8 protein-coding genes are annotated in these 13326 nt (G+C 37.2%); 6 read left to right on the top strand and 2 right to left on the bottom strand.

What is annotated here, in order from left to right:
- Nucleotides 1–52 precede the first annotated feature (52 nt).
- The 3 genes from ACFSFY_RS14925 to ACFSFY_RS14915 all read left to right on the top strand — a co-directional run bounded on the left by ACFSFY_RS14925 (nucleotide 53) and on the right by ACFSFY_RS14915 (nucleotide 4013).
- A complete protein-coding gene (locus ACFSFY_RS14925) occupies nucleotides 53–1657 on the top strand; it encodes a gamma-glutamyltransferase family protein (protein ID WP_381539381.1) in 1605 nt (534 codons plus the stop codon).
- A 173-nt stretch (nucleotides 1658–1830) separates the two neighbouring features.
- Nucleotides 1831–2757, top strand: a complete 927-nt coding sequence (locus ACFSFY_RS14920) for a DMT family transporter (RefSeq protein ID WP_381539379.1) — start codon at nucleotides 1831–1833, stop codon at nucleotides 2755–2757.
- Nucleotides 2758–2840: 83 nt separating this feature from the next.
- Nucleotides 2841–4013: an aminotransferase class I/II-fold pyridoxal phosphate-dependent enzyme gene (locus ACFSFY_RS14915; protein WP_381539377.1), complete on the top strand. Its 1173-nt coding sequence runs from the start codon at nucleotides 2841–2843 to the stop codon at nucleotides 4011–4013.
- A 127-nt stretch (nucleotides 4014–4140) separates the two neighbouring features.
- Here the strand turns inward: ACFSFY_RS14915 and ACFSFY_RS14910 are convergent, their stop codons facing one another.
- Together ACFSFY_RS14910 and ACFSFY_RS14905 are read right to left on the bottom strand one after the other, a co-directional pair.
- The gene (locus ACFSFY_RS14910; protein WP_381539375.1) at nucleotides 4141–5886 is read right to left on the bottom strand and encodes a glycoside hydrolase family 26 protein; all 1746 of its coding nucleotides are present in this window, start codon (nucleotides 5884–5886) and stop codon (nucleotides 4141–4143) included.
- Between the two features lie 110 nt (nucleotides 5887–5996).
- Nucleotides 5997–6149 (bottom strand): hypothetical protein, encoded by a 153-nt coding sequence (locus tag ACFSFY_RS14905; RefSeq protein ID WP_381539373.1) that lies wholly within the window; start codon nucleotides 6147–6149, stop codon nucleotides 5997–5999.
- A 796-nt stretch (nucleotides 6150–6945) separates the two neighbouring features.
- On the opposite strand from ACFSFY_RS14905, the gene ACFSFY_RS14900 reads away from it, so the two are divergent.
- The 3 genes from ACFSFY_RS14900 to ACFSFY_RS14890 all read left to right on the top strand — a co-directional run bounded on the left by ACFSFY_RS14900 (nucleotide 6946) and on the right by ACFSFY_RS14890 (nucleotide 13310).
- On the top strand, nucleotides 6946–8925 hold the full coding sequence (locus ACFSFY_RS14900) for a stalk domain-containing protein (protein ID WP_381539371.1): 1980 nt from the start codon (nucleotides 6946–6948) through the stop codon (nucleotides 8923–8925).
- Nucleotides 8926–9179: 254 nt separating this feature from the next.
- Nucleotides 9180–11684, top strand: coding sequence for an S-layer homology domain-containing protein (locus tag ACFSFY_RS14895; RefSeq protein ID WP_381539369.1), 2505 nt, complete (start codon nucleotides 9180–9182; stop codon nucleotides 11682–11684).
- Nucleotides 11685–11864: 180 nt separating this feature from the next.
- A complete protein-coding gene (locus ACFSFY_RS14890) occupies nucleotides 11865–13310 on the top strand; it encodes an MBOAT family O-acyltransferase (protein ID WP_381539367.1) in 1446 nt (481 codons plus the stop codon).
- Nucleotides 13311–13326: the final 16 nt, after the last annotated feature.

Below are 13326 nucleotides of genomic sequence, written 5' to 3'. Positions count from 1 at the left end.
TAACTGTTTTTGATTATCAAGAGAAAACGATTTGACCTAGGAGGAAATGAAAATGGATTACTTATACAACCCAAATGCTTCATATAGACATACCGCGTTTGCAAAAAATGGAATGGTGGCTACATCTCAACCGCTCGCGGCACAGGCGGGTATTGAAATCATGCGTCAAGGTGGAAACGCCATTGATGCAGCAATCGCAACAGCTGCTGCACTTACGGTTGTGGAACCAACATCGAACGGAATAGGCGGCGATGCGTTCGCACTCGTTTGGGTGAAAGATAAATTACACGGACTGAACGCTTCAGGTCCGGCACCTGAATCACTTACGATTGATGCTGTAAAAGGGGCAGGTCACGAAAAGATGCCGATATACGGGTTAACTCCGATTACAGTTCCAGGGGTTCCTGCGGCATGGGCGGAACTTTCTCGTAAATTTGGGAAACTTTCTTTACTAGAATGTCTAACACCTGCAATTCGGTATGCAGAAGAAGGATATCCGCTGACACCGATTTTAGGGAAGTACTGGAAGATTGCATATGCTAAATTTAAAAAATCAACATCTGGAGAAGAATTCGAAAGTTGGTTTGAAACGTTCGCACCTGATGGACGGGCACCGGAAATCGGCGAACTGTGGAAATCACCAGGACATGCTGAAACCCTTCGTGCGATAGGAGAAACGAACGCGGATTCTTTCTACAAAGGAGAAACTGCAGACAAAATAGATGCTTTCATGACGAAACAAGGAGGGTATTTACGCAAATCCGATCTTGAAAAATTTAAAGTGGAGTGGGTTGAACCTGTTTCGACAAATTACCGGGGCTATGATGTGTGGGAAATTCCACCGAACGGTCAAGGTATGATTGCACTTATGGCACTGAATATTTTCTCTGAGATGAATCCACCAAAACCTAACGATACATCGACTTTGCATGAACAAATTGAAGCGATGAAGCTTGCATTCGCAGACGGTAAAGCATTCATTACAGAACCTTCTGATATGCCAATCTCGGTAGAGGAGCTTCTATCTAAAGAATATGCAGCGAAACGAGCGGGGGAAATTACTGGCGAAGCACAACTTCCAGAACCTATGGAGCTACCAAAAGGCGGTACTGTGTATTTGGCGACTGCGGATAATGAAGGCAATATGGTTTCTTTCATACAATCCAATTATATGGGCTTTGGTTCAGGGATTGTGGTCCCGGGTACAGGGATTTCGCTGCAAAACCGCGGAGCCGATTTTTCATTAGATGAAAAGGATCCGAATGCACTGGAACCAGGAAAACGCACATACCATACAATCATTCCAGGCTTCCTAACTAAGGATGGCCAAGCAGTTGGTCCATTTGGAGTTATGGGTGGATATATGCAACCCCAAGGTCATTTCCAAGTGGCCATTAATACAATCGATTACAATTTAAATCCGCAGGCGGCACTGGATGCTCCTCGTTGGCAATGGATGAAAGGGAAAACTGTTCATGTAGAACCGGATTTCCCGAACCATCTCGCACAAGCTCTTACTCGGCTCGGGCACGAAATTGTCCCGACACTTGATACAGGCTCATTTGGGCGCGGCCAAATCATTTGGCGCAATCCGGAAACCGGTGTACTTTCTGGTGGAACCGAAGCGAGAACAGACGGAGCAATTGCGCTTTGGTAAACAATTAAAGAATAGCATTCAAAAAAATCCCTTCTTAATTTGAAGGGATTTTTACGATTAAGTAATGGAAATCAATTTGCGGGACGGGTTTTTGTTGTACAATGAATGGGTACAAGATTGGCAATATATTATATATCAAAGACTAAACTCGAATGAAGGAGAGGAATCCTTACTTGAAGATGCGTAATATCTACATAGTACTGACGCTTGTAATGCTCATTTGGGGATTCAACTTACCGCTAGTAAAATATCTTGTAACCGTCATTGACCCAGTAACTCTGACCACGTTTCGTATACTTACCGCGGGAATTACCGTCTTTATTATCCTATTCATATTCAAACTGTTTCGATGGCCGACTCGGAAAGAATGGAAATACATTGTACTCGGCGCAATACTAAACGTTGTTATGCATCATTACTTTCTATCGATGGGTCTAGCCCGAACGAGTGGCTCGAACGCCGGACTTATTTTGGGAATGGGTCCAGTACTGACCGCAGTTTTTGTATCGCTCATTTTGAGAAATTACCCATCGAAAGTTCAGTGGGGTGGGCTTGCTCTCGGGTTACTCGGTGTAAGTTCAGTCGTTCTCGCGAGCGGCGGCGCAAGTGGTCTCGCACTTGGTGATGTTTTTGTGTTTGTTTCCATCATAGCGCAAGTGTTGTCGTTTCTAGTTATTGCAAAAGCTGCAGCAACACTGGATCCAAGGCTGATGACTGCGTATATGTTTGTCGTCGGAAGTGTCGTTTTACTAATCATCGGACTGGTTCAAGAACCTGGTGAAATACAAGCATTTGCGACTGTTCCGCCTAAGTTTTGGTTGGCATTTTTCACAAGTGGGATACTCGGAACCGCTGTTGGACATATGCTGTATAACTATTCAGTTGGACAAGTAGGACCGTCTAAGGCGGCAATTTTCATTAACTTAAACACGTTGTTCTCATTATTGTTCGCAGCTCTTTTACTTGGTGAAGTCATCACGTACCGACACTTAGTCGGACTCGTACTAATTGTTTCAGGTGTAATTTTAGGTTCTGGAGCCGCAGAAGACATGTGGTCGCAGAGAAAAAAACGGAATATATCGAATAAAAAACAAACATAACACTATCTAACTATCGAACAATTCGGTATTCTATAGATGTGAGGCTTGCGAAAACGTAAGTCAAAACAAGAGGGGGAATTATTTTGGCATTAACAATCAATCCGATTGTAGAGAAAATTGAACTTTCGGGCATACGTAAAATATCAAATCTTATGAGCAACTACCCAGACGCTATTAACTTAACGGTCGGGCAACCGGATTTTCCAACTCCGGAACTTGTGAAAGAAGCGGGACTAAAAGCGATTCGGGAAGATAAAACAGGTTATACGCTCAATTCTGGTTTACCGGCACTTCGTAAAGCTGCAAGCGAATTTTTTGAGAAAAAATATGGGTTTACATACGATCCACAAACGGAAACCGTTATAACTGCAGGTGCAAGTGGTGGAATGAACATCGTGTTCCGCACAATTCTTGAAGAAGGCGATGAAATCATCGTACCCGCACCAATCTTTGCAGGATACGACCCACTGATTACACTTACAGGTGCTAAAATCGTCTATTTGGACACAACGAAAACGGGATTCATTCCAGACCCGAAAGAACTTGAAGCACTCATAACACCGAAAACAAAAGCGATTGTCTTCAGTTATCCGTCGAATCCAACTGGTGTTACGCTTCCACACGATACGATGGATGAGCTCGTTGAAGTACTTGCGCGTCACGACGTGTTTGTTGTGTCGGATGAAATCTACAGTGAAAATACGTTTGAAGGAAAACATAAGTCGTTTGCGGAATATCCGGAAATCAGAAATAAGTTATTCCTTATTCACGGCCTTTCCAAATCCCATTCGATGACGGGTTGGAGACTTGGATTCTTATTCGGTGCAGCAGAGTGGATGCAACATACTGTTAAATTACATGCGCACGGTACGATTTGTGCGAATGCATCTGCACAATACGCTGGAATTACAGCTCTCACAGAATGTGCAGATACTCCGGCGGAAATGAATAAAGAGTATATCGTACGACGTGATTATGTGTACGACCGTCTTGTTGCGATGGGTTTTGATACCGTTAAGCCAAACGGAGCGTTTTACATTTTCCCATCTATGAAACACTTGAATATGACAGCGGATGAATTTGCACATCGACTTCTTCCAGAAGCGGGTGTTGCGGTTGTGCCGGGTACTGCGTTTACGCATCTCGGCGAAGGGTATGTACGAATTTCTTATGCTTATGCCTATGATCAGCTTGTTATTGCGATGGACCGTATGGAGAAGTGGGTTAATGACTGGAAGGCTAATGAGGCTAAATAAGGGTTTATAGTTTGGCATGCTGTGAATTAGCCTTCTACTTGAATTGAAGCAACCGAATATTTGTGGAAACAACAAAAAAACGCCTTCACATGAGGGCGTTTTTTGCGTTTCTATAGGGTGTCTGAGATTAGTTATAGAAAATATGGATATCATTATTATCTACTTCATATTTTAATTGAAATTTCTCTAACAGTTCATTCAGTAAAACACCATTAATTTCTCTTTTCTCAAAAAATGCTGCTTTATCAATGTTTAAGCTTTCCTTTTGAACTTGGTGAGTTTGTCCGTTGTATGTGATTTTATATGATTTTGCACCATTGTCTTTGACATCCATTTGTAAGTAATCGGAAACAAATTGAGTATCAACAAATAGTTCTCCTTCATAGTAAAAAAGGAAATCACGGTATGAAAACACTTCTTTCTCAGAAGTATCCTGCACTAGTCCAGATAGGTATTCTTCCTGTGCAATATAATTTACGTATGCTTCTGAAATTCGTTTATTTTCTGTAACTGCATAATTATTGATTTTCCTGCCTTCAGGGGCATTAACTAAGTTGTTCACATCAAAATAATAAATATTTTTCACCCGTGGATACAAATGCGGCAAATGTTTATACATTCGACTAATTTTTTCAATTGCAAAGTCAACATGATATAAACCGTCTGTAACATTATAATTTGTTGCACCAAATTCTCCTATTACAATTGGCTTTTTATGACTGTACGTATTATACACGTAGTCTAAAAGCCGCAAAGGATCCTCGAAATGAGAGGGTTCAACTAATTCATCATTATGATAAACGACATTATAAATATTTAGGCCTACATAGTCTACATACTCGTCTCCAGGATAAAAATCATTAATCGTTTGTTCAGGTATTGTGAATACATTCCATAGCATCATTACATTCGGCGCATCTTCTTGCATGACTCGATGAACTAGTTTCCATTTCTCAATGTATAACTCAGGATTATCAGAGTAAGCCGTCCAATTTCCATTCATTTCACTAGCGTATCTGAGTAAGACAGGTACATTTGCTTCTTTTGCATCTCGTGCAAATTGTCGCAAGTACTCATCATCTTGTACTTTCTCAAGTCCATTGTTTGGTTCCCATGCTATTTGTGGAAAGCCACCAACAGCTATAACTTCATCTACCCATTCCTTTGGAAAGGGTATTCCATATCCCACATATTTAAAATAAGTTGCATGATCTTTATTAGCAATCTCATTAAATTTGTTCATACTCAAATCAATGTACTCGTCTTGTAAAACATATCCTCCTAAATACAACCCTTTTCTCGGCTCATTTTTTTCTAGAGGGACATTGTCTTTGTGTAAGAATAGTGTTGTTCCAATCTCTTGATCATAGTTTTCTTTTTGTTGTTCCAAAGGGCTTTTAAGAGATATTGTGTTTGTTTTTTCATCCATAAAATAACCAACTTCAATGCCGAGAAACTTTTCAATATGTCTGTCAGGGATAAATATAATTTCATCTTTAATAATGTATTTATCTACTTCGTTTTCTTTTGCATTGCTATTTTGTATGACTGCTCCTTCATATCTTAAAACATTATCTTTATATGAAATAGTGACTTTTTTTCCGTCTTCTTTTGTATCCATATCAACAATGTTTTGTAAGTCATTCAAAGATATATATATATGATCATCTTTGTAGAAAACGGGATAGTTAATTTTGTGATGGTTACCATCATAGACAACATCCATAGAATATTTACGTCCAGCTTCATCCTTAGAAACAATTCCAGACGTCTCATTATTCGTTTTTGATGGCCAAAGTTTTAATAAAGCAAGACCACCAAAAACAAGCAGTAGTACTGCTACAATTCCGATTATCTTTTTAAAAGTCCTCAACTAAATTTCAACTCCTCGTATTATGTACTATAAATTGTCAACTCAAGTCGAACACGGTAGTTCATCAGTATCTCAAAAGGTGTATTGAAATTAAGCACTTTTCTAGGGACTTATTGAAATTCAATAAAAACACCATGATTTCCTTTTGGATATGTTCGTCGGATTCGACCGTTCGTATTTTCATTAATGCCTCGTTGTCCCGGAGCACCAGGATCTGAAAAGTAGAAAGGAATCTCAAGTCCTTTTTTAACTTCTATCCACATATGAAATTCTTTTCTCCTGTCTGCAGTAATTGACTTCACAGGCTTTTTAGGAGGGAAACGATTTCTGTAGCTGCTTCCTTTGCAGACTTTGAGGACAGCTTTTGAATGATTTTGAAACGGCTCATTCGTTCTGTAAGCGTAAATATTTGGCTTTTATGAGCTTTTCCAATAACTATATCCACTTCCCAGTGACCAATCTAACTTCTTGGAGCCTGACGTTCGTGAATCTTTTTTAACTGTGGCATTTTTCTGCGGGTCTCTTGTAAGTTGTTTATCAATTTCTTTCCTTGGCGGATAAGAAGCTTTTGCGAAAGGTGAAACAACCCAGCAGCTGCATATCGATAAATACTTGAAACACTTATAGGAAAAGGCTTTCCAACTTTCTTCTCATATCGTCCCACAATCATTTCTGGCGACCAGCCTTTCTTCAAATGAACAAGGATATGTGTGATATCGTCAAGGTTTACAGAGCGTTTATAGCCACAGTTTTGACGTTTATTATGATATTCCAATTTTGCTTGAAGAGCATTGTAAGGATAAAAACAATCTAGCTCATCGGGAGCACTCCTTTATTAGTTGATTGGGGTTAATCAATGTATACCCAATTGAGCTACTTTTTATTTATATACCGTTCGACTTAATATAATAATCTATATAATAAATAAAATATCTATGTGGATAAGCGCCAAAAATAGAAAATATAGAAGGGACTTTTAACCTAATTAAGATTGATAACTTTCTGAGGACATGGTAATGTATTGGTGAAATGTAAATTATTAAAAAAGGGGAGAATTAATTGAAGAATAAAAATAAATTAATATTAGTATTCATTCTTGCCATAATGTTTAGCACATTTTCACTTCCAGAGAAAAGTTATGCAAGTGAGTGGAAATTTTTCACTCAAGGTGTGAAATTGATGGAAAAGGGCAATTACGCAGGAGCAATTATTGAATTTAAAAAAGCTACAGAAATTTCATCAAAAGCTAGTACATATAGGAAATTAGCGATTAGTTATGAAAAAACAAAACAATACCAAAAAGCTGCTGAAACGTATTATTTAGAAGCCGAAATTTATCGTTCTTTAGGTGATATGGATACATATCAAGCTGTTAAAAATATCGGGGATGCATTAAATACAGAAATCAAACTTTACACGAATCAAGACATTCAATTGCCGAAGCAGGAATTAGGTAAATATGAGCCTGAACGTGGTATGTATGTAGGTGCTTATATCGAACTAGGTGGTTTACTTGGTAATTACGTGGATAAGTATACTAATTTTAATAAACTAACCAAGAAGAAACACGCTGTTTACTTTACTTATCATAATTATGGCACAGCATTTCCAACTAAGTTTGCAAATGAGGTTAAACAAGCCGGTGGAGCAATTCAACTCGCACTCGAGCCGAATAAGGGACTAAATGAAGTACAAGATAATGAGTACTTACGTAAATTTGCAAGAGAAGCGAAGGCTTCAGGAGTTCCGATATTCTTAAGATTTGCTTCCGAAATGAACGGTCCTTGGGTTGCTTGGCATGATAACCCCGCCCAATATAAAAAGAAATTCGCACTCGTACATAAAATTATGAAAGAAGAAGCACCAAATGTTGCAATGGCATGGGTTCCGAACAGTGTACCTTTTAATAATATTGATGATTATTATCCCGGCGACGAATTTGTGGATTGGGTTGGTCTAAATTTATACAGCGTACCGTTTTTTAACGGTGATTCTAGTCAACCAGCAGAGCATGTCAATCCGCTTGACTTAATAGATGAATTTTATAATAAATATGCAACTAAAAAACCTATGATGATTGGTGAATATGCAGCAAGTCACTTTACTTCTGTTGGAAATCAAGATGTTACTCAATTTGGAATCACAAAAATGAAGATGTTTTACACAGGCTTGAAAATGAAATATCCTAAAGTGAAATCAATCCACTGGTTTAATGTGGATACAATTAATGGACAGTATATTAAGGAAGACCGACGATTAAACAACTTTGATTTATTAAAGAATACTTCGATGTTGAGTGCGTATACTCAAACTTTGAATGATGCTTATTATTTATCAAATGTTGTGAATGGTCCACTTGTCGGCCAAGATGAGAAAAAGCCTAAAATCTCAGTGCCTTTAGAACAAAATACAACACTATATCATTCAGTTGATGGATCAGGATTCGTTAAAACATATGATCCGAAAATTAGTAAAGTTGTTTATCTATTAAATGGTAGTAAGCTATCCGAAAGTAAAGAGTATCCTTATCAATTTTCTTTAGAACATCACAAATTACGTTCAGGTAGCAATAAATTCACGGCAATTGTTTATGATTCTAAAGGACGAGAAGCTGGACGAAAAGAGGTTTCTTTCAAAAAGGGACCACATATTACTAAAGCTAAGAAAAACTCATTAAATCTATTTGTTGATGATATAACAGTCTTTGATGAGGAGGGCGCATTACAATTGTTAGCCCCTGTTTATGAGAAGAATGGTCGCTCACTAGTGCCGCTTAGATTTATTAGCGAAACGATTGGCGCGTCTGTAGGTTGGGATAAAAAGAAAAAACAAATTGCAATTAGTAGTGGCGACAAAAAAATCGTACTAACCGAAGGATCAAAAGTTGTGTATGTAAACAATGAAAAAAGAACAATAGACGTACCAGCCGAAATTCGAAACGGTACCACATTTGTGCCAATCAGGTTTATCACAGAAGTACTAGGAGCGGTTGTTGACTATGACCGAAAGACAAATGGAATAGAAATCAGTTTTCATTAAACGAATCAAAATAGTAAATAGCCCTAAACTTATAAGTTCTGTAATTTATAACGTTGGTGAAAGAAAATCAACATCTCCTGAAAATCGGAGATGTTGATGGGACTTCACTAGCGTTATTTTTTTTATCTACCTATCGTTCGACTTAATATGATAATCTATAATTAATCACAAAAAACTAGTTTGAAAAGAATGCTATAGTAGAACAGTGATTAATTATTAGAAATAAAATAAGAAATGAATTTAGGAGGAGTACTTTGTTTAAAAAAATAATACATATTTTCTCAGTAATTGTAGGTGTACAACTGGCACTAACGGCATCATTCGTTGGAGCATCTGTTTTTCAAAATAAAACAAATTCAAATGAAACAAAATTATCACCAGGTGTTACGCATATTCATGAATCTTATAAAACGAATTCAGTCTATCAGTCTGTAAACTTATTAAATATAAACTTGAACGATCCATTTACTAAATTAGAAATTGGGGTCCCGAACCCACTTTATAAATTAAAAACGACAAGTTCCTTTGCACGGGAAAACAGTCATTTAGGTCACCGTGTTATTGGTGCGACAAATGCTGCCTTTTTTGGGGGCAATGGGAGTCCGGTTAACTTAATAGCTGAGAATAATGTTATTAGAAACTATGGCATTCTAGGTGGCAATTATGAGAGTCCGACTCAAAGCCCAGTTGCTTTTGGTATTTCCAAATCAGGAAAAGCGATTGCAGATTACTATTCGACACAATTAACTTTATCTCTTTCAGGAAGTAATCCGATAATCTTAGAGGGCGTAAATAGGGAAAGAGCAGAAGGGCAAACAATTTTATATACCTCTGCGGTAAACACGACTAAAACAAATGCGTGGGGTGTGGAAATCGTCGTCACTAATGCTTCGAAAAACACGGCGAATCTAGCGTTTGGTGATGAAATAACAGGAACGATACATAGCATAACTAAAGTGGGACAAGCAGCAGATGCTAAAGTGCCAGCGGATGGATTTGTTATCTCTAGTCATGATAAAGCCATCATTAGTCAATTAGAAGAGTTAACAGCAGGCACACAAGTTACTTTAAACGTAAATATAGATCAAAAATGGAAAGATGCGAAGTATATTTTAGGCGCTGGTCCTTTACTAGTTAAAGATAATAAAACCCATATATCAATGCCGACAGCTTCTTCATTTGTAGCATCAAGACACCCAAGGACAGCAATAGGAATTGATGCAACTGGTTCAAAAGTTTTTCTTGTAACTGTTGATGGAAGACGAGCAGGCCATAGTAACGGAACAAGTTTACAAGACTTATCAAAATTATTAATTGCAAAAGGTGCAGTAAGTGCAATTAATCTAGATGGCGGCGGGTCAACAACAATGGTGACAAGTCAACCGGGATCTTTATTTCCTAAAATGATAAACATTCCTTCCGAAGGCTACGAACGACGTGTTTCTGCAATCATGCAAGCGGTCAGTGTAGCACCACCTGGAACTATTAAATCATTTAAACTAGATTCACTTTCGCAAGTTGTTAATAAAGGTGGATCTGCTGTAATAGAAATTAAAGAAGCAATAGACATTTATGATAATCCTTTCCAATACTCGGCTCAAAATATTACATGGCAAGTTGAGGGAAACATCGGTGAAATGGAAGGAAATAAATTTATTGCTACGAATAATGGAACTGGCAATGTTGTGGCCAAAATCGGAGATAAAAGTGCTAAAGTTCAAATACAAGTATTCGATGCGGACACAAGACCTATTTTATTAGATCCTATTACAAATACTGACAATTGGACAGTTACAACAGCACGCGCTAAAGCATCGCTAGAAAACAGTTCAGTTGCAGAGAATAAGAGTTTTGGTAAACAAAGCGTTAAAGTGAAATATGATTTCACCACAAGCGAATTAGGAGTAAAAGCAGCTTATTTAAAATCAAAAAGTCTAATTAAAATGGATAGCTATCCTAAATACCTTGGGGTCTGGGTACATGGAGATCAAAATAAAAATTGGTTACGTGGTTCAATTATTGACGGAACAGGAAAGAGTCATACAATAGACTTTACAAGTGAATTAGGATTAAATTGGAGTGGCTGGAGATACGTAAAAGCGGAATTACCGACCAATTTAACGATGCCTTTATCCTTTGAACAAATATACATTGCTCAACCATCAGCTGAATTACAGAAAAAAGGTGTCATCTACTTTTCTGAATTAGAAGCAATTTACTCAGACGAATACGAGCAATCTAGTTATTTCGATATCAAAACAGATCACTGGGCAAAAGATTCAATTCAATATTTATATAAGAGTGACTTAATTAAAGGCTATCCTAATGGGACATTTAAGCCGAACAACTCTTTAACACGTGCTGAAGCGGCTAGTTTAATTGCACGAACTTTAAAGTTAACATCAACAAAGCCGAATCCATTTAAAGATGTGAATGAAAAAAACTTCGCTTATAATGATATTGCCGCAGTCGCAGAAAAGGGAATTGTCATTGGAAGAGAAAAAGGCATGTTCTATCCGAATGGGGCATTAACGCGTGCGGAAATGGCTTCAATTTTGAGTCGTGCTTTTGAACTAACTAAAACGTCAAATCAATCGAAACAATTTAGTGATGTTCATTCTTCACATTGGGCGTATAATGCCATTGTTGAATTAGTGAATAGTGAGTTGACGAGTGGTTATCCTGATGGGACTTTTAAACCGAACAATAAAATCACAAGAGCAGAGTTTTCTGTTTTTCTAGATAAGGTTTTAAATTAAAAAAGTATTAACGGGTATACTAACTAAAAACAGCCCGTCCTGTGAGTCCCCGTTGAATGAGGTTTCACTTTATCATGTAAAAAACATCTTTAAATGTAACTGATTATTTTCGGAACGCCTTAAACTAGTGAGCGATAGTATGGTTGAATATAAACAGTTAATCTATAAAGGCGGTCTAACATGTTATTTAACTCCTTTGAATTTATATTTGTATTCCTACCAATTGTTTTTGTAGGCTATTATTTATTTAATAAAATCAACTTTAACTTATCTAAGTTTTGGCTTTTAGCGGGTTCGCTATTTTTCTATAGTTGGTGGAACCCCATTTATTTGCCTTTAATTTTAAGTTCGATGATTGTAAACTTCTTTATTGGAACATTGCTTGGAAAATTGAAAAATAAAGCCTATCGCCAATTCAGTTTGGTGATCGGCTTAGTTTTCAATATTGGTTTAATGGGCTATTTTAAGTATTATGATTTTTTTATTACAAATATCAACACAATCTTTTCGACGGACCTTACTATTTTACACTTAGTATTGCCGCTCGCTATCAGTTTTTTTACGTTCCAACAAATTGGGTATTTAGTGGATTCTTATCGTTACGAAACGAAAGGATACCGTTTTTTAAACTATGCGTTATTTGTGAGTTTTTTTCCACAACTTATAGCGGGTCCTATTGTTCACCATAGTCATGTCATTCCGCAATTTGAAAACCGGAAAAATAAAGTAATCAACTATAGTAATATTAGCTTAGGTATTTTTATTTTTACACTTGGACTCTTTAAAAAAATAGGAATTGCTGACACTTTTGCTGTATGGGCAACAACGGGTTATGGACTTTCTGAGCAATTGTCGATGGTGGATGCTTGGATCACATCCTTATCGTATACGCTCCAAATCTATTTTGACTTTAGCGGATACTCTGATATGGCGATTGGTCTGGGGTTACTGTTTAATATTAAATTACCTTTTAATTTCAATTCACCCTATAAAGCGCTATCCATACAAGATTTTTGGAGGCGCTGGCATATTACCTTATCGAGTTTCCTAACGAAATACATCTATATTCCGTTAGGTGGAAGTAGAAAAGGGATTCGTCGCACGTATATCCATATATTAATTGTATTCTTTATAAGTGGTTTTTGGCATGGTGCTGGTTGGACGTTTGTCCTGTGGGGGCTAGCACATGGAGTTGCCAGTGTAATCTATAGATGGTGGTCTACACGTGACTTTGTACTACCTAAAGTGGTTGCTTGGTTTATAACGTTTCAATTTATAAACATCACATGGGTGTTATTCCGAGCACCAGATTTTCAAGTGGCTTTAAATGTAATGAAAGCTATGTTTGGATTTGGTGATTCAGTGTTCTCAAAAGGATTAATCTCAGAAAGCTTCTTTAATAGTGAACCTATTGTAAGCTTTGAAATGATAACAATTCCGAATGTTTTAGTCGTCATACTAATGGTGGTTTTATTCTTTTTGATAACTGTGTTTGCGAAGAATACAAATGAGTTAGGAAGTAATTTCAAGCCAAATATATATCGTGTTTTATTTACGACTATTTTATTTGTTTATTCTGTTTTCCAGTTGCAAAAGGTAAGTGAGTTTTTATATTTCAACTTTTAAATATAGCCTCTATTTG

This window comes from Sporosarcina siberiensis (genome assembly GCF_042681925.1).
Classification (GTDB): Bacteria; Bacillota; Bacilli; order Bacillales_A; family Planococcaceae; genus Sporosarcina; species Sporosarcina siberiensis.
The sequence above is the reverse complement of the archived record's forward strand: the minus strand, read 5'-3'. Positions and strand labels throughout refer to the sequence as shown.